Origin of the sequence: Nonomuraea wenchangensis, from assembly GCF_900111685.1 — a bacterium.
In the GTDB taxonomy this organism is placed as follows: domain Bacteria; phylum Actinomycetota; class Actinomycetes; order Streptosporangiales; family Streptosporangiaceae; genus Nonomuraea; species Nonomuraea wenchangensis.
In genome coordinates this window covers 1-18,073 of sequence record NZ_FOHX01000021.1, presented here as the reverse complement: position 1 = coordinate 18,073, position 18,073 = coordinate 1, and the positions used below count along the sequence as shown (strand labels likewise).

11 protein-coding genes and 1 pseudogene are annotated in these 18,073 nt (G+C 70.1%); 9 read left to right on the top strand and 3 right to left on the bottom strand.

Features of this window, described 5'->3' with window-relative positions; all coding sequences use genetic code 11:
• Positions 1-241: 241 nt before the first annotated feature.
• The 3 genes from BMW85_RS41060 (at position 242) to BMW85_RS41050 (ending at position 4,659) form a co-directional block, all read left to right on the top strand.
• Positions 242-1,603: an acyltransferase family protein gene (locus BMW85_RS41060; RefSeq protein WP_245775363.1), complete on the top strand. Its 1,362-nt coding sequence runs from the start codon at positions 242-244 to the stop codon at positions 1,601-1,603.
• A 93-nt stretch (positions 1,604-1,696) separates the two neighbouring features.
• Positions 1,697-3,487 (top strand): AMP-dependent synthetase/ligase, encoded by a 1,791-nt coding sequence (locus tag BMW85_RS41055; protein WP_091092613.1) that lies wholly within the window; start codon positions 1,697-1,699, stop codon positions 3,485-3,487.
• Between the two features lie 95 nt (positions 3,488-3,582).
• Entirely contained in the window at positions 3,583-4,659 is a 1,077-nt protein-coding gene (locus BMW85_RS41050; protein WP_091092612.1) for an acyltransferase family protein, read from the top strand.
• Positions 4,660-4,674: 15 nt separating this feature from the next.
• On the opposite strand, the gene BMW85_RS41045 is transcribed toward BMW85_RS41050, so the two are convergent.
• The gene (locus BMW85_RS41045) at positions 4,675-5,070 is read right to left on the bottom strand and encodes a hypothetical protein (protein WP_143082579.1); all 396 of its coding nucleotides are present in this window, start codon (positions 5,068-5,070) and stop codon (positions 4,675-4,677) included.
• Between BMW85_RS41045 and BMW85_RS50025 the strand changes: the two genes are divergently transcribed.
• The 3 genes from BMW85_RS50025 to BMW85_RS41030 all read left to right on the top strand — a co-directional run bounded on the left by BMW85_RS50025 (position 5,063) and on the right by BMW85_RS41030 (position 12,534).
• Positions 5,063-5,596, top strand: a complete 534-nt coding sequence (locus tag BMW85_RS50025) for a hypothetical protein (RefSeq protein WP_177241141.1) — start codon at positions 5,063-5,065, stop codon at positions 5,594-5,596. The two genes, BMW85_RS41045 and BMW85_RS50025, sit on opposite strands and share 8 nt — an antisense overlap.
• A 382-nt stretch (positions 5,597-5,978) precedes the next feature.
• Positions 5,979-8,354 (top strand): S1 family peptidase, encoded by a 2,376-nt coding sequence (locus BMW85_RS41035; protein WP_143082578.1) that lies wholly within the window; start codon positions 5,979-5,981, stop codon positions 8,352-8,354.
• Positions 8,355-8,448: 94 nt separating this feature from the next.
• Positions 8,449-12,534, top strand: a complete 4,086-nt coding sequence (locus BMW85_RS41030; protein ID WP_091092605.1) for a hypothetical protein — start codon at positions 8,449-8,451, stop codon at positions 12,532-12,534.
• Positions 12,535-12,593: 59 nt separating this feature from the next.
• On the opposite strand, the gene BMW85_RS41025 is transcribed toward BMW85_RS41030, so the two are convergent.
• A complete protein-coding gene (locus tag BMW85_RS41025) occupies positions 12,594-12,989 on the bottom strand; it encodes a hypothetical protein (protein ID WP_091092604.1) in 396 nt (131 codons plus the stop codon).
• A gap of 219 nt (positions 12,990-13,208) precedes the next feature.
• Between BMW85_RS41025 and BMW85_RS41020 the strand changes: the two genes are divergently transcribed.
• Positions 13,209-13,625 carry a hypothetical protein gene (locus BMW85_RS41020; protein WP_091092602.1) on the top strand — a complete coding sequence of 139 codons (417 nt, stop codon included), beginning with the start codon at positions 13,209-13,211 and terminating at the stop codon, positions 13,623-13,625.
• A 398-nt stretch (positions 13,626-14,023) separates the two neighbouring features.
• Here the strand turns inward: BMW85_RS41020 and BMW85_RS41015 are convergent.
• Positions 14,024-14,643: pseudogene (locus BMW85_RS41015) on the bottom strand (TetR/AcrR family transcriptional regulator).
• Positions 14,644-14,798: 155 nt separating this feature from the next.
• Here BMW85_RS41015 and BMW85_RS41010 point away from each other — a divergent pair.
• Both BMW85_RS41010 and BMW85_RS41005 read left to right on the top strand, forming a co-directional pair.
• The gene (locus BMW85_RS41010; RefSeq protein WP_245775361.1) at positions 14,799-16,133 is read left to right on the top strand and encodes an oxygenase MpaB family protein; all 1,335 of its coding nucleotides are present in this window, start codon (positions 14,799-14,801) and stop codon (positions 16,131-16,133) included.
• A 687-nt stretch (positions 16,134-16,820) separates the two neighbouring features.
• Positions 16,821-18,047, top strand: a complete 1,227-nt coding sequence (locus BMW85_RS41005) for an IS110 family RNA-guided transposase (RefSeq protein WP_091092601.1) — start codon at positions 16,821-16,823, stop codon at positions 18,045-18,047.
• The last annotated feature ends 26 nt before the right edge of the window (positions 18,048-18,073 follow it).

Here is an 18,073-nt window from a genome sequence, read left to right as displayed (position 1 = left end):
ATCGCCCCAAGCTACAGCTTGTTGATCTAGAAAAATCGGTAATTGTGGATCTTGTCCGGTAAGGGAGCCGGAAGCCTCGGGCGCGCCAAGAGCCCCCCGGGGCTGTCGGTGCTTGAACGGCTCGGCCGCACGCAGTGGAACGCCGATTAGAAACCCCAGGTCAGGGGGACGGGGTCAACAGTGCCTCCGCTCCGGTGGCGAAGTGTCGCGCGATGATCCATGGTGAGCGAGGGTTGCAGTCATGCGGGGGTTGGCGGCGATGGTGCGCGACCTGGCGGCGCGTACGCCGGAGAGTCGTGAGCGCAGCGTCGACATGTGGCGCGCGCTGGCCATCTGCCTGGTGGTGTTCGGGCACTGGTTCGTCGTCGCGGTGACCTACCGGGACGGCAGGCTGTCCGGGTACAACGCGCTGGACGTCCTGAGCTGGCTGGACCCGGTCACCTGGCTGTTCCAGGTGATGCCGATCTTCTTCCTGGTCGGTGGCTACGCCGGCAGCGCCTCGATGGCGTCGCACCGCGCCTCCGGAGGCGACGGCATCGGCTGGGTGCTGAGGCGGACCGACCGGCTGCTGCGGCCGACGACCGCGCTGTTCGTGGTGCTGCCGCTGGTGTCGGTGGCCGCAACGGTGGCCGGGGTGGGCAGCGAGCTGCTCGGCCACGCGGCGTGGCTTGCCTCCATCCCGCTGTGGTTCCTGTTGGCCTACTTCGTCCTGGTGGTGCTCACGCCGTGGCTGCACGCGCTGCACCGCCGCGCGGGGATTGCCGCCCCGCTGGCGATGGTGGTCGTCGTCGCCGTCGCCGACCTGCTGCGGAGGGGCCTGCACGTGCCGGTCGTCGGTCAGAGCACGTACCTGTTCGCCTGGATGGCGGTCTACCAGCTCGGCTTCTGCTGGCGGGACGGGCTCCTGCGGCTGAGCCGCGGCAAGGCGCTCGCGCTCGCGGCCGGCGGCCTGGTCGCCCTGATCGGACTGACCGTGGTGGGCCCGTACCCGGTCGGCATGGTCGGGTACAACACGGCCCCGCCGACTCTGGCGCTGATGGCGCTCGCCGCCACGCAGACCGGACTGGTCCTGGCCCTTGCGCCCGCGGCCAACCGATGGCTGCGCCGGACGGGCCCGTGGAGCGTGGTGATCGCGGTCAACGCGGTCATCCTGACTGTGTTCCTCTGGCACATGACGGCGGCGGCGGTCGCGGCCGCTCTGCTGTTCCCGACCGGTGTGCTGCAGCAGCCTCCGCCGCACTCCACGGCGTGGCTGCTGTGGCGGGTGCCGTGGATCGCGGCTTGTGCCGTCGTCCTCGCCGTCCTGGTCGCCCTCTTCGGGCGGATCGAACTGCGGCGGTCGGCGCTGCGTCCCGCCGAGGGACGCGGTCCGTGGCGCGATGGCGCGACTGTGGTCGGCTTGGCCGCCGTGCTGGCCGGGCTGATCTTCGTCGCCTTCTCCGGCCCCGGCTACCACGGGCCGACCGGGCTCTCATGGGCCGGGGTGCTCTCGTACTTGTGCGGCGCCGCTGTGTTGCGCGTCGTACGAACCCGGCCCGTCCTGCCGGGCTCCGGCCGCTTATCGCCGCGGAGCACGCCGGGCGGTCACGTGTGCGCTCGGTGACCTGGGGAAACAGGCTGTAGGGCTGCTTCTCGCCGCCGTACGTACGGCGCCCGGTGCCGCCTGGTCGACCTTTTCTGCAGAGGGAGATGGACGATGCCCGTCTATACGATCCCCGCTCCGACAACCGTTGCCCCGGACACCCAGCTCGCCGACGTGGTGTTCGCCGACGACCGGGTCAACGGCGACCTGGTCCTGTTCAGGCGCCGGTCGGAGGGCGGTTGGCGTCCGGTGACGGCCGGGCGGTTCGCGGCCGACGTCCGCGCTCTGGCGGCCGGCTTCCTCGCCGCCGGGATACAGCCCGGTGACCGGGTCGCGCTGCTGGCCGCCACCAGCTACGAGTGGACGGTGGCGGACTACGCCCTGTGGACGGTGGCGGCGGTGCCGGTCCCGATCTACGAGACCTCCTCGGTCGAGCAGATCCGCTGGGTGCTGGAGGACGCCGGCCCGGTCGCGGTGGTGGTCGAGCACGAAACGCATCGCCGCCTGGTCGAGGAGGCGTCCGAGGGCCTGCCCAGGCCGCCGCGGATGTGGGAGATCGACGGCGGCGGCCTGGACCGACTCCGCGAGGAAGGGCGGGGTGTGGACGACGTCCTGCTGCGTGAGCGCCGCCGGACGGTGACGGCCGACGACCTGGCGACGATCGTCTACACCTCGGGCACCACCGGCCGCCCGAAGGGGTGCATGCTGAGTCACGGCAATCTGCTGTACGAGGCGCGCGCCGCGATCGACAGCCTGGAGCACATCTTCGGCCGGGACGCCTCGACCCTGCTGTTCCTCCCGCTGGCGCACGTGCTCGCGCGGGTGATCCAGGTGGCCTGCCTGGAGCGGGGCGTGTGCCTGGCGCACAGCGCCGACCGGGCCAGGCTGGCCGAGGACCTGGCCGCCCTGCGACCGTCGTTCCTGCTGGCGTCGCCCAGGGTGTTCGAGCGGGTCTACAACGACGCCCAGCAGCGGGCCCACGCCCAGGGCAAGGGGAAGATCTTCGACTGGGCCGACCGGACCGCCGTGGCCTACAGCCAGGCGCTGGACGACGGGCGGCCCGGCCGGGGCCTGCGCCTGGCACACCGCCTGTGCGACCGGCTGGTGTACCGGCGGCTGCGGGCCGCGCTCGGCGGCCGGGTCGGCTACGCCATCTCCGGCGGGGCGCCGCTGGGCGTACGGCTGGGCCACTTCTTCCGCGGGATCGGCATCACCGTGCTGGAAGGCTACGGTCTGACCGAGACCAGCGCCGCCGCGACCGTGAACCTGCCCCACGCGCAGAAGATCGGCACGGTGGGGCCGCCCCTGCCCGGCGTCGAGATCCGGATCGCCGACGACGGCGAGATCCTGATCAAGGGCCCGATCCTGTTCCAGGGCTACTGGCGCAACGAGCAGAAGACCAGGGAGACCCTGACCGCGGACGGTTGGCTGCTCACCGGCGACCTCGGCGCCCTTGACGAGGACGGGTTCCTGACGATCTCGGGCCGCAAGAAGGAGATCATCGTGACCGCCGGCGGCAAGAACCTCGCCCCGGAGCCGCTGGAGGACCGCCTGCGCAACCATCCGCTCATCAGCCAGGCGGTGGTCGTCGGCGATCGGCGGCCGTACACCGCCGCGCTGATCATCCTGGATATCGAGGCGCTGGCGTCGTGGAAGCGGGCCGCCGGCAGGCCCGAGCAGGCCGGCCCGGCCGAGCTCCGTGACGATCCGGAGCTGCTGGCCAGCCTGCAGACGGCCGTGGACGAGGCCAACACGATGGTGAGCCGGGCCGAGTCGATCCGCAGGTTCCGGATCCTTTCCGCCGACCTGACCGAGCAGAACGGCTATCTGACCCCGACCCTGAAGGTCAAGCGTGCCTTGGTGCACAAGGACTTCGCGGCCGACATCGAGGAGCTGTACAGCTGAGCGGAGGACGTGAAGACCGGCAGCCCCGGAGCGCCACGGACCGACGATCGACGCTGGACCGGCTGGTCGAGGCCACGCCGGCGTCCCGCGACCGGGTGGTCGACGCCGCCCGCGCATTGTGCATCGTGGTCGTCACCCTCTGGCACTGGACGTTGTCGGTCACCCACCGCACCGCCCACGGCAACCTGACCATGCCGAACCCGATCCATGCCGTGCCCGGTGGCTGGCTCGCCACCTGGGTGCTGCAGATCATGCCGGTGTTCTTCCTGGTCGGTGGGTACGCCAACCTGGTCGGCTGGCAACGGGCCCGGGCACGTGGGACGATCGCCGTCGGGTTCGTCCGGAGCCGGCTGCGGCGGCTGCTCTGGCCGACCGCCGCCTGGGCCCTGATCTGGCTCGCCGGCGAGCTGATCGCGGCTGCCCTGCCCGGCTCGCACCGATGGATGTGGGAGTGGTTCCCCGGTTACCTGACGCCGCTGTGGTTCCTGGCCGTGTACGGCCTGCTGATCGCCACGGTGCCGATCACCGCGAGCCTGAACGCCCGCTACGGAGCCGGGGTCCTGGCGGCGCTCGTCCTGCTGATCGCCCTCGGCAGCGTGGCGCACCGCGGCGCCGGCCTGACCTGGGCGGGCTGGGTGACCGCCGCCCTGGTGTGGCTGTTCTGCCACCAGCTCGGCTACGCCTGGCGCAGCTGGGAGCTGGGGCGGCGGCCGCTGGCGCAGCGGCTCGCGGTCGCCGGGACCGGGCTGGCCGGGCTGGTTGTGCTGACAGCGGTAGCGGGCTACCCCGCCTCGATGGTGTCCACCGCCGGCGTCGAATCCAACATCTTCCCGACCAACGCCGCCATCGCCGCCCTGGCCGTCTTCCAGCTCGGGCTGCTGGTCCTGATCACGCCGGCCGCCGAACGCCTGCTGCGCCGCCCGGCCGTCTGGAAGCCGGTGGTGGCGCTCAACGTGGGCGCGCTGACCATCTTTCTCTGGCACATGACCGCGTACCTGGTGGTGCTGTGGGTCTATGAAGGGCTGGGCGGCACCCTGCCGGCGCAGCCGACTCCCGGCTGGTGGGCCCAGCGCTGGCTGTGGCTCGTGGCCCCGTCGGTCGTGATGGTCGTGCTGGTGGTGCTGTTCGTCCGGATCGAACTGGCCGCCCGCCGACCCCGGGGAAAGACGTGAGCAGGACCGGTACGACTACGGAGTGGTGCTTCCCGGCTTGGTGTCGTCGTCATCGCCGGCTGGGGGCGGGATGTAGGGCTTGAAGGGCGGGGTCCAGGCGGCGGTCGCCTCAGGGTCCGTGCCGGAGTCGTGCGGCGCGCTTGGTTTGGCTCTGTCCTGCTCGTCGAGGGCGGTGACGTTCTCGATGGCTTCGAGGAGTTGCCGCGTCCATGGGTAGTCCTCGATGGGCTTGGCGAAGCCGTGCTGGGGGACCGGAGCCGCGGGTACGGGCTCGACGTGTCCGGCGGTGGCCGGGCGGGTCCGGCGGGACCTGACCACGAGCACCGCGAGCACGGCCAGCAGGGCGACCACGAGCACCACGGCCGAGGTGACCATCGTCGCGGTGGAGGAGCCCGCCTGCTCGGTGGACACCGAGGCGTTGAGGTGTGCGGGGACGGCCGTAGAAGGTGTGGCGCTGGGGGTCGGCGGTGCGGGGTTGGAGACCTCGTCGGCTACGGCTGCCTCCGGCGCGGAGGTCGGCGCGGTCGAAGTTGCCGTCGCCGGCGCTGAAGTGGAGGTGGCGGCCGGTTCGGCTTCGCCGGTGGCCGAGGGCGAGTCGGATGCCGAGGGGGTGGCTGAAGGTGACTCGGAGGTGGCCGTGGGGGTGGCCGACGGGGACTCGGAGGTGGAGGGCGTGGGGGAGGACGAATCCGACGTCGTAGGGGTGGGGGACGATGAGTCCGACGTCGTGGGAGTCGGGGTCGCGGAGGGGGTCGCGGTAGGCGTTGCCGTTGGAGTGCCGGACGGCGGTGTGCTCTCGTGCGGCGGCGTGTCGTCGGAGGCGTGTGTCGGCTCTGGCGCGGGACGGGTTGCCACGGATGACGAGCCGGCGCCCTCATGGTGGGAGCCGCCCTGGTGGGATCCGTTCTGGTCCATGTCGGTGCGCGGCCCATCATGAGGTGTCTGGGCCGCGTCGATCAACTTCTGGATATCTGACGTCATGGAAGTTGGGGACCTTCCGGACGAGACCGGATTTACCCATACAAATCACTGACAAAAGTGATGACAAGTGACTGATGAGTACAAACCGGAAGCCTGTGGGTAGCGCGAGCGTACCGGATGTTCCCGCAGGTCAGGCGCTCCAGAAGGAGTGATCGACGGCTCTGACGGAACGGGAAGCCCAGGCCGAAGAGGCGCCGGCGACATTTCGTCCGACAGGAGAGCGTAAAAGATCTACCAAACCCAGTGGGCCGATGAAGGGGCTCCTCGTCGGGCAAACGGCCGCTCAGTGACCGGTGGATGCCCTGGTTCGCCGTGATCGCGGCTCCCACAATCGTGCCGTGAACCTCCAGCGAATGATCCGGTTATTACACATCACGACCCTCTCGTTCCTGATGGCCGTCTCCTCGGCCGTGCTCTGGGCGGGGGCGACGCCGGCGCAGGCGGTGCGGGGCGGGGGCCCGGTCGTCAACGGCAAGTGGGGTTTCGTGGCGAAGGTGAGCGTCGGTGAGGCGCACGGATGCACCGGAGCCCTGGTCAGCCCGCAGTGGGTGATCACCACCACCACGTGTTTCGCCTCCCCGGGACAGCCGGTCAAGAGCGGGGCGCCGACGGTGGCGACGACGGTGACGGTCGGCAGGACGGACCTGTCCGATACGGGCGGGCGGGTGCTGCCCGTGGAGTGGATCCACCCGCACCGCGACCGGGATGTCGTGCTGGTCCGGCTGGCGTTGCGGGTGCTCGACGTCGCACCTGTAGCGATCAGCTCCACCGTTCCCGCCGCGGGGGACGCGCTGCAGGTCGCCGGCTTCGGCCGTACCGATGAGGAGTGGGCGCCCAGCCGGCTGCATGGCGCGCCGGTCACGGCCGGAACCGTGGACACCGCCTCGTTCGGCTGGACCGGAGCGGACGGCGGCGACGTGAGCGCCTGCCAGGGCGACTCGGGCGCGCCGGTCTTCCGTCCGGACGAGACCCGCCCGGAGCTCGTGGGGCTCAGCTCGGGCGCGGGGCAGGGGGGCTGCCTCGGCGCGGCCGCCGACGGGCCGCGCGGGGCCGACGCGGTGCGGGTGGACGACCTGGCGAGCTGGATCGGCCTGGTCGCGGCCGAGCCCACCACGTCCTTCCGCACGTCCGGATCCAGCTCGACCGGGCTGGGTGGCTATGACCTGAAGGACGCCCGGGACCAGGTGGTGGCCTTCGACTACGAGCATTCGGGAAAGCTCGATCATCTGCTGTTCTACCGGCCGGGGACCGGGATGGTCTCCATCGTCAAGCGGAACGCCGCGGAAGGCACCTACGTCCCGGTCTTCTCCACGGCCGGCGGCGGGCTCGGCGGTCATGACCTGAAGAGCCCGGCGGACCGGATCACCGCCTTCGACTATGACCATTCGGGCAAGCTTGATCATCTGGTGCTGTACCGGCCGGCGACCGGAATGGTCCACATCCTCAAGCACGGCAGCGGTACCACGTTCACGCCGGTCTACTCCTCGACCGGCACGGGGATCGGCGGCTACGACCTGAAGAGCGGGGCGGACCAGATCATCGCCATCGATCACGGGAGCACGGGGAAGCTGGATCACCTGCTGCTCTATCGCCCGGGCGGGCACACGGCCTGGATCCTCGAACACGGGGCGGGCAACTCGTTCAAGGCGGTGTTCCGCAGCTCGATCGGCATCGGTGACTTCGACCTGATGAACGCGGCGGACCGGATCATCGCCTTCGACTATGGCCATTCGGGAAAGTCCGACCATCTGGTGGCGTACCGGCCGGGGGCCGGGATGGTCTCCATCCTCAAGCGGGGTACGGACGGCAGCCACGTTCCGGTCTACTCCACGGCCGACGGCGGGCTCGGTGGCTACAACCTGAAGAGCACGGCGGACCAGATCATCGCCTTCGACTACGAGGACACGGGGAAGCTCGATCATCTGCTGCTCTACCGTCCCGGCGGGCAGACGGCCTGGGTGCTCAAGCACGGCGCCGGCAACACGTTCGGAGCCGTGTTCCACAGCTCGACCGGCATCGGCGGCTACGACCTGAAGAGCACGAGGGACCGGATCATCGCCTTCGACCTCCGAAGCTCTGGCGGGCAGGGCCACCTGCTGCTCTATCGGCCGCTGGACGGGATCGCGTGGTTCGTGGGTCGGGCCTATCCGAACGCGGTGCCCGCCTGGGAGACCGTGTGGCCCGTCATCGCCCCGGACTCCATCGTCGAGAACTTCACCTATCCCGCGCATTTCCGGCACGAGTTCGCGGGCACCTCGGGCCAGGACGATTGGGGCACGGAACAGGCCGAGGCGAAGCACTTCCAGCTGCTCTCCGGGAACGGCGGGCTCATCTGGGTCTCGTGCACGGCCTCCCCCGAGAACGGGGTCGGCGTGATCAAGGTGTTCCCGGGCCTGCTGAACGGTCAGACCGAGGTCGGCGAGCCGCATCTCGGCGTGACGGCGGTGTGCTTCAAGGTCGTCGCGACCGGGGGATACGTCAAGCTCAGGATCCCGAACGTCTACGAGGTCCAGGGGGACAGCCGCTCGCCGGGCGCCGGCCACGACGTGGACGCGACGGTGGTGAACGTGGCCTCGGGCGTGGAGCGCACCAAGCGCGTCGAGCGCGACGAGAGCGAGCAGTTCGGACGTACGGATGTCACGTGCGACGAGAATCACCCGGATTATCCCGACAACTGCCGCGAGACCCTCCTGGAACTGCGGGTCGTGAACTGAGCACGGGACGGCCGGTCGGCGGACGCAGCCGGCCGGCCTCTTCATTCGGTGACCCGGCCTCTTCATTCGGTGACAACGGGCGGAAGTGACTGCGATGCGCGACAGGTCCTTATGGAAGACGACAAGTACGATCGGCGCCGTTCTCTCGCTGCTCGTCATGGGCAGCCCCGTCGGTGAAGCACGGGCGGCGTCAGCGCCCCTGGCCGCGCCGGCCTGCGAACGCCAGGTGGTGCTGGACGCCTGGGTCACGGGCGGCGTGAATGTCCGTCCGGCCGCGGAGGAGGCCCTGCTCGGGAACGAAGCGGCGATCTGCGCGTTCGTCGCCCAGCTTCCCCGGCTCGCGGCACAGGACGACCGTGAACAGCTCGGCCGCATCAAGACTCACGGAGGGCCCGAGGTGGCCGCCGCCGCCGACGCCGCCCTGCTCTCGGACGACGCCGGTGCCGTGACGGCGTTCCTCGACGGCGGCTGGGAGACCGCACGGGAGATCGACCTGCGCGCCGGCGTGAACGAGATGAAGGCGGCCGGCGGCCCGGAGGTCAAGGCCGCCGCGAACGCGGTGTTGCGCAACGGGACGCGTGCCGCCTTGGGGCAGTTCATCGAGTCGGGGTGGCGGCTGCCGTACCGGCTGGACCTGCGGGCGGTCGTCAACCGCGCGATGGCGGAAGGCGGCCCGGAAGTGCGGGCCGCGGCGAACCGGGCGCTCGCGGACGGCAGCCTGGAGACGCAGGAGCGATTCATCCAGATCGACTGGGGGGTGGCCCAGGCCAGGGACAACGAGAACCAGACCTTGGGCGATCTGCGGGCGAGCGCCACGGAGGCGACGCGCCGCGCGGCCTTCGAGTCGATCTCGGCGGTCGCGCAGGCCGAACGCGCGAAGGCGGAGTCACTGGCGGCCAAGAACGAGGCGGCGGAGGCCGAACGCCTCGCCTCGCTGGCCGGGCAGGAGTCGGCGGAAGCCAAGCGCCAGGCCCGGCGCGCGGCCGAGGCGGCCGATCGCGCCGCGGCGGCGGCCCGCGTCGCCACACAGGCGGCGCGGGCGGCGGCGGACGCGGCGCGCGCGGCCGCCGGGGCAGCCGGACGCGCCGCGACCGCGGCGGCGCGGGCGCACGCGAAGTCCGACGAGGCGTGGGCGGCCGCGTCGGCGGCGGAGACGGACGCGACGGCCGCCGCCGCGGCGGCGGCGCACAACCAGGTCATGCAGGCGATCGGGCCGGCGATCTCCGCCTGGATCTCGCCCATCGACCAGATCACCGCCGTGACCCAGCAGGCGTACGCCGCGGTCGCCGCGGCCGACTCGGCGAGGGCGAACACCGAGGCGGCCGGCCGCGCGGCCGAGGCCGCCGGCCGTTACGCGGGGCAGTCCAGCGCCGAGGCGAAGGCCGCCTTCGCCGCCGCCTCGCGGGCGAGGGCGAGCGCGGACCGGGCCAAGCGCGCCACCGTGGAGACGGTGCGCCAGGCGGACATCGCCAAGGACGCGGCCGGCAAGGCGCGCGATGCCGCGACGCGCGCGGTGTCCTACGCGGAGGCGGCGGCGAGCGCCGCGGCGAGCGCGGCGCAGCACGCGGGCGGCGCCGTCAACGCGACCGAACTGGCGACCCAGCACGCGAACAACGCCTACCACGCCGCGGAGGACGCGTTGCGGGCGGCGGAGACGGCCCAGGTCGTGTACAAGGCGGCGCGTGAGGCGGACGCCGAACGGCTCCAGGACGAGCTCGAGCTCAAGCTGTCCTTCGCCCGGCACGTCAGCCAGGAGGCGGCCGAGGCCAAGCTGGGGGACGCTCGCGGCTTCGGGGCGCCGATGAGCGAATATCACACCCCGCAGATCGACGCGCTGATCGCCGAGATCGCCGAGGTCGCCGAGGTCGCCGAGGTCGCGGGCGAGCAGGCCGATCCGGCCCTGGCGGTCGGCAAGGCACGGCAGGTGGCCCGGTACTTCGCGACCGTGCCCGGCACGTGGACCAGCTCGGCGGCCGTGGCCGCGCTCGGTGAGGACGATCCCGTCCGGGTCCTCGCCTTCGTCAGGAGCGGGCTCGCGGCCGCCGAAGAGCAGGACGACCGCACCACCCTGACCGGTCTCATGGTCACCGGGACCCCGGCCATGAGGGCCGCCGCCCAGCACGCCCTCGACGGCGGGTGGGCCGGCGTCGTCGCGTTCCTCAAGGACCCGGACTACCCCGAGCTCGCCGCCGAGGAACGCGAGCAGGTCGGGCGGATCCTCGCCGAGGCCCGCGGCGCCGGCGACACGCAGACCGAGGAAGCGGCGAACCTCGCCCTGCGATCGGACGACCCCGACGCACTCAAGAAGTTCCTGGACGTGACGCACAGCACCACGTACCCGATCGACATCCGGTCGAGGGTCGGCGCGATCGCCGGGGACGACTCCAACGGCACCGAGGTGCGCAACGCCGCCCAGGTCGCCCTCGCCGGCACGACGGCGATGCAGGTCGAGTTCCTGGAGGTGGACCGGCACCGCGCGGCCGAGCGCGACCACGCGACCGCGACGCACAACTACATCGCCTCCTCCTTGATGATCGAGACAGCGCAGATCGCGCAGCGCGCCGTCGACTTCGCGCGCACCGCGCAGGCCGCGGCGGCGCAGGCCCGCGGCGCGGCGCAGGAGGCCATCGGTTACGCGACCGAGGCGGGGAAGGCGGCCGAGCAGGCGCGTACGTTCGCGACCCAGGCCGTCGCCCACGCCCGCGACGCCGCCGCGTCCGCGGAGCGGGCCGCCGAGTCCGTCCGCACCGCCGCGAACGCGACCAAGCAGGCCCAGCTGTCGGCGGGGAGGGCGTCCCTTTCCGCTCGTTGGGCCCGTGCCTCGGCCGTTTCGGCGGCACAGGACGCGGCCGGCGCCTACGCCGCCTACGACGCCGCGTACGGGGCGCAGATCCTGGCGGGCAAGAGCGCGTCGGAAGCGGCGCGCATCGCCGCCGAGGTGTTCGACCACTACCGGGCGGAGGCCAAGGAACGTCTGGGCGACCTCAAGGCCGAGTGGTACGGGCACTGCAAGTGGGGGCCCGAGGACGGCCTGCCCGGATACAACGACTGCAACGCCTACGTCGAAAAGCTCCTCAACGACCCCAAGGGCCCGCTCCACGACCCGGACGGCTACGCCCAGGAACGCATCAAGCACTGCAGGGAGCAGTTCGTCGGCAAGGCCCAGGACGCCTGCATGTCCGTCGTCATGAGCCCGCTCTTCTACTTCGCGGCAAGGGGGATCTCCGACCGGGAGACGGAGACCCACCGCCTCGCCGAGGAGTACATGGCCCTGACCGGGCTGGACCTGCTCAACGCCGCCTCCCAGTGGAACGTCGTCAAGAAGTGCAAGTCCCTCGGCGTGGGCGGCTCGGCAAGCGCGAAGAAGAACTTCTCGGACTGCGTCACCGGGCTCCTGGACCAGACCGACCCCGACTGGGACAAGTACGCGAGCCAGTGGAAGGGCACCTTCGTGGAGTCGCTCGTCCCGGAGGAGCTCCGGTTCGCGGAGTACAACTCGATCTGGGGGACCATGTACCTGCGCGAGCACTTGTCCGACCGGACGATCCTCTCGGCGATCCACGAGTCCGACCTGGCGACCTCGCTCCTCCGCATCCTTCCCATCGGATGCGTCCAGGACGGTGGGCAGTGCCCGTACGCGGATGCCGCGCGACAGCTCAGGAACGTGAGCGAATCGATCAAGCCGCTGAACAACCAGGGCTACATCGTCGACGAGTCCGGACGGGTGCTCGACGCGAACGGCCTGCCGATCGCAAGCCTGCCACCGGCCGACGATCTGTCGAAATGGGCGAACTACACGGTCGAAAGCGGGCTGCACGACGACCTGGCGGCCCTCGAACAGCGTCTCAGCCTGCTGTACGGGCAGCAGTTCGGCCTGCCCGTCGCGCCCCCGGCGACGCAGCTCGAAACGCAGCTCGCCTATCGCGTCGCCACGAAGGAGGTGGCGCTCCGGGACGGCACGCTGCGGCTGGTCATGAACAATCCCGGCGGCGTCTGTGACGCGGCGCCGATCGACGGCACCGCGCCCGATCGGCAGCGGCAGGTGGTGGCGGGGTGCGTCCAGGCCGTCAAGATGCTGCTCCCGGCCGGCACGACCATGATCATCTATTATCCCGACCCGGCGAATCCGGCGGAGCTGCTCGAGGTCACCGTACGTGGCGCCGGCCGCTGGCTGGACTGATCCCGCCGCCGCGTATCGACCCCGCCGCGGGGCCGGTGCGCGGCCGCCGCAGGGTGTCGTCAAGCGGCGTCGAGGGCTTCGGTGATCTTGCGGGCCATCTCGGTCATGGTGGGGCTGGGGGTGCCGTGCTGGGGGCGGGTGGCTGCCTCGACGGCGACGTGGACCGTACGGTGGAAGTTGTCGGCCTCGGCCGGGTCGTGCTGCTCGAGCAGGGTCATGGACGCCGTCAGGGCGGGGAGCACCTGGTCGGCGAGGGCGGCCACGGTCCTGCCGTACTTCACGCCCTTGGGGGCCTTGGCGAGTACGTGTCCGATGGAGCCGGTCGCGCTGGTCAGGGCGATGGAGCCTTCGGTGGCGGCCTTGTGGGCCGAGCCGGCGGCGGACATCAGGAAGACGGCGCCCCAGGCGGCGGTACGGAGGGTGAGCTGGTCCTGCTCGGTGAAGGTGATCGACATGATGGTGTGCTCCTCTGGTCTGCCGGAGGTTCAGCTGACGCGCCCGCCCCACCTGGAGCCCATAGGATTGCCCACCCAAAGTGCAGCGCCGGAGCCAGAGCCAGAGCCGTTCGGAGGACCACCCTGTTTCCCGACCCGCCTCACGATGATCCTCGCCTGGAGGAACGTCTCGGCACTCTCCTGGGGCTGCACGCGATCGGCGTCGGCCGGGCACTGAACATGGGAATCATCGAATTCGACCCCGCACCGTCGGACGCATTGACAGACGACAGGTGGAGCGCCTTCGCGCTCCACCTCCAATGCCCCTTCCGAATCACCTACCGGAGCCGAGCGATCCTCGGCTCCGCAGACCTCGCCTGGCGCGAAAGCGAAGTCCGCGACACCGGCCGGCCCGACAGCGAACGGACCATGTACGACTTCATGGCGGACCGCGTCGACGCCACCTTCGCAGAACTACAACCCACCGTAACCACCGTGCGCATATCCCCCCTCGGCGACCTCCACGTCGAACTGGACCAGGAATTCACCGTGGAGGCATTCCCCGTCAGCTCCGGCCGCGCCGAGGCATGGCGTTTCCTGCAAAGAAACGCCGAACACGTAGTGTTCCCACCCGAAGAGCCGGCCCACGACCACTGAACTTCCCCAGGGTCCGACATACCACCGCAAAACGCAGGACATCGACCCGACTCAACCAGAACAAACCATCCTGTCACCCCACCCTCCACAACGACCAACACCGGGTTGCGTCCACGGGATTGGTGTACGAGCTGGCTGGCCCTGCTGACGGCAAACCCCGGTCGACTGAGCCCGGCCCTCCGGGCCATCCGGCGGGGAAGGAGCGGCGGGTTGGTGGCCGCCCGCTAGGGACGTCCGCGGCCAGGGCGTAGCCCGCGCCGGCGCTGCCCGCAGATCAAGAACATCTGCAGGAGTCATCCTGGACTCATCCTGGACCGAGTTCGGCGGCTCGGCCACCATCAGAACATGACCGGAAGCGGATCAGCGCGGGCGGGCGGCGGGGGAGCAGGACCTGGAGGTCAGGGTTCGAGCATGGGCACGAGGAAGCGCCTGGCCACCGTGACCAGTTGCTCGTCGTCGTCGTCGAGGTCGATGACGGCGCTGGGGATCGCCAGGAACGAGGTGGAGACGCGCACCATCATCTCGGCCACGAGGTCGGCGTCGAGGGCGGCCGACACGTTGCCCGTGCGTTGCTCGCGGCGGAGCCGGCCGGCGACGAACTCCCGTACGGTGGCGAGGGTCTGACCCCCATCGGTCATCATGGACGGGACGAGCAGGTCGGGCTCGGAGACGAGGAGGCCGCCGATCAGCGGGTTGCCGCGAATGGCGCGCAACGAGCTGACGAAGCCGAGGACCACCCTGTCGGCGGCGGTGCCGGCCTGCTCGATGTCGATGAGGAACCGGTCGAAGTAGCGGCGGAACTCCCGGCGCACCACGTGCTCGACCAGCGTGTGCTTGCTCTCGAAGCGCCGGTAGACGGTGATGCGCGACACCTTGGCCCGCCGGGCGACGTCCTCCATGGTGGAGCGCCTGATGCCCATCCTGCAGAACTGCTCGTACGCCGCGTCGAGATGCGAGCCCGTAGCTCGTCGTTGTCGTCGACGCGTTCGACGGCGTCCACGTAGGCGCGCTCCAGCAACGACCCTGTTCCACGCTCACCTTCTGCATCGAGTCTGTCTCAAGAGCGGGTCTTGTGGTGTCCGTAACAACGTGTTCTCATGATGATACACAGACTCAAATTCTGTTGCTTAGTATCACCCACTTCTCGCCATCGTACGAGAAGGAGGAAGCGGCGTGGGAGAACCCGGCAGGCGCGGCGACGGCGCGTTGCCTGCTGAATGGATCTCCGGCGAGCCGATCAAGACTGCCCTGAGCGAGACCCCCCACCTCGAAGGAGTGCAGGCCATGGCAGAGTTGAGCAGGCGCGACATACTGATCTCAGGTACCGCGCTGGGAGCGCTCGGCGCATTGGGCATCGCCTCACCGGCCCAGGCGAACACCCTGGCGGACGGCTGGACCTGGCCGGCCAGCGGCTCGGTCGCGGGCTCCGGCAGCGGCGCCGACCCCCGGTGGGTGTGGGACGACGTCGCCGATCCACTTCTCGCCTCGCTGTTCGACCGTGGCGTCATCCCCGAGGTCAACCGGCTCCTGTACGACTGGAACCGCAATGACCAGCCCCTGCCCGCCGGGCTTCCTGAAGACCTCCGGGCCTTCATCGAGCAGGCACGCCAGCTCCCGCCGTGGGCCGACCAGGCCAAGCTCGAGGCCGCGGCCCGCTTCCACGTCCTCAAGGGGAACTACATCGTCGTCCTCACCATCGTCGGCGCCGGCATGCTGGCCACCGCCATTCCCAAGGAGGCCCGCGCGGTCTACTACTCGGCCGGTGGCGCCGACCTGAAGGACCGGGTCGCGAAGACGAACGTCCTGGCGTACGCGGTCCGGCCGCAGAACGCCTGGGGTCCCGGCGGCACGGCCGTCGTCGAGGCCGTCAAGACCCGGCTGGTGCACGCGGCCGTACGGCATCTGCTCAAGTCGTCGCCCCACTGGTCCGGCCCCATCCCGATCAGCCAGGAGGACATGCTCGTCACCTGGCACACCCTGGCGACCTTCTCCATGCGCGGCATGCGCGCGTGGAAGGTGCGCATCTCCTCCGGGGAGTCCACGGCGTACCTGCACTCGTTGCAACTGCTCGCGCACATGCTCGGCATCAGGGACGAGTTCATCCCCGCCACCTGGGATACCTCCTACGCTCAGTCGGACATCGTCCTGCCCAGGAACATGGGGCCGACGGCGGAGGGCGTGGAGCTCAACAACATCCTGCGGAACATGCTCGCGGAGCTGACCAGCCCGGGCGGCATCGACAAGCCGCTCGTCAACGCGTTCTCCCGCTACCTCACCGGCGACCAGGTGGCCGAGTGGAACGGCATCCCACGCGAGCCGCTGTGGGACCCGGTCATCAAGACCGCCTGGCCGCTGCTGGTCCAGTTCAGGGAGGGGGCGATCGGGCTGCCGCTGGTGCCGTCCGCCGCCTGGCTCCTCGACGAGATGATCAAGAAGTGGACCACGTACTACCTCACCAAGGGGGCGCAGACCAAGATCGTGATCCCGACCGGCAACCGGCCCGGCTGATCGCGTCCACGCACTGTCGGTGCGGTCGTATTGGTTGCCGGCGGCCAGGATCGCCGTAATCGGGGCCTGAGCTGGGGAAACGCTATCAAGATCAATCCCGCGTATATCCCCTGATCATGGTCTCTCGGCTGCACGCGGGCACTGTCGGCTGCCTATCAAAGGTACAAAACAATAGACCTGCGGCTGTGAAGCCGCAGGTCAGGGGTCTGAAATGCCGATCCAGGTGAGTGCCCCCGGCAGGATTCGAACCTAATGACTCCGTACGACCCCGAGTTTCGCCGACTCGGGCGCTCGCTCCAGATGCCTGGATTCGAATCGGAGTTTGACTCCTGACCGCAGGCCGTGCGGACTGGGGCGAGGGGCCGGCGGGTGGCGGTTGACGGGGACCGAGCCCATGCCCTGAGTCGATACCGGACCTCGGAGTCCTCTGCTCAGGCCGTGCACCTCGTTCCCTCTCGGCCGCCACCCGCCAGGCCGCTTCTTCGGTCACGATCGTGGCGTGAGCCAGCCGCAGGAGACACCGCTCGTATCTACCCGGGCGCTCGAGCCCTTGCGCAGAACGCGGACCTGCGGCGGGCTGGGGCCACGAACTGCTGATCGGATGTCGAGCCGTCGAGCTCTCTCATTAGGGCGTGGCGTGCCCCTGCGCGGCTCACCTGAGCCAAGGATCGAACGAAGGAGGCGCCGGTGACGGTGACATGCGGAATCGACTGGAGTGAACGGCACCACGACGTCGCCCTCGTCGATGAAGGCGGCAAGCTGGTGGCCAAACGGCGCATCAGCGACGATGCCCGCGGCTGGCGGGTCCTGGTCGAGCTGCTGGCCGAGCACGGTGACCGTCCTGACAGCCCCATCCCCGTCGCGATCGAAACCGGACGTGGTCTGCTGGTGTCCTGCCTGCGGGCCACTGGGCGCAAGGTATATGCAATCAACCCGCTGGCCGTGGCCCGTTACCGCGAACGCCATACCGTCGCCCGCGCCAAGTCCGACCACGCCGACGCCATGACCTTGGCCAACATCCTGCGCGTGGACGCGGCCTGCCACCGGCCGCTGCCCCAGGACTCCGAGCTGGTTCAGGCGATCGCCGTGCTGGCCCGGGCACAACAAGACGCGATCTGGAGCCGGCAGCAGCTGTCCAACCAGCTGCGATCCCTGCTGCGCGAATACTTCCCCGCGGCGCTGACGGCCTTCCACGTCAAGAACATCGGCCTGACCTCCCGCGAAGCCCGCACCATCCTGCAGGCGGCGCCCACGCCCACCGCGGCCGCCAAGCTCACCACCCGCAGATTGCACGCCTTGCTGCGCGCCTCGGGCCGGCAGCGCAACATCGCCACCTGGGCCGACCGGCTGCAGGCACTATTCAGTGAAGAACACCTTCGCCAGCTCCCACTGGTCGAAGAAGCGCTCGGACGTCAGGCCCAAGCATTGCTGTTACAGCTGGATGCAGCATGCCGAGCCGCCGACGATCTTGCCGACGCCACCAACGAAGCCTTCCACCAGCACCCGGACGCTGCCGTCATCACCAGCTTCCCGGGTCTGGCCGACGTCACCGGCGCCCGCGTGCTCGCCGAACTCGGCGACGACCGCACCCGCTTCGCAGACGCACGCGCGCTGAAGGCCTACGCCGGCGCAGCTCCAATCACCCGCGCCTCGGGCAAAAGCCTGGTCGTCCACCACCGCAAAGTGAAGAATCAGCGCCTGGCCGCCGCCGGGTACGTCTGGGCCTTCGCATCCCTACGAGCGCCGGGCCCCAGAGCCCACTACGACCGGCGACGCGCCGAAGGCGAGCGACACTCCAGCGCGCTACGCAACACCTTCAACCGCCTGCTCGGCTGCCTCCACCACTGCCTGCAAAAGGGCGTGACCTACAACGAAGATGTCGCCTTCCAGCCACCATCGAAGGCCATGGCTTGACAACTTACGCAGATCGGATGTCTGCG

What these genes read in the sequence shown, in the direction of transcription:
- BMW85_RS41020 (WP_091092602.1), top strand. Translation starts at nt 13,209, where the DNA reads ATGGGAATCATCGAATTCGACCCCGCACCGTCGGACGCATTGACAGAC.
- BMW85_RS41030 (WP_091092605.1), top strand. Translation starts at nt 8,449, where the DNA reads ATGCGCGACAGGTCCTTATGGAAGACGACAAGTACGATCGGCGCCGTT.
- BMW85_RS41055 (WP_091092613.1), top strand. Translation starts at nt 1,697, where the DNA reads ATGCCCGTCTATACGATCCCCGCTCCGACAACCGTTGCCCCGGACACC.
- BMW85_RS41060 (WP_245775363.1), top strand. Translation starts at nt 242, where the DNA reads ATGCGGGGGTTGGCGGCGATGGTGCGCGACCTGGCGGCGCGTACGCCG.
- BMW85_RS41025 (WP_091092604.1), bottom strand. Translation starts at nt 12,989, where the DNA reads ATGTCGATCACCTTCACCGAGCAGGACCAGCTCACCCTCCGTACCGCC.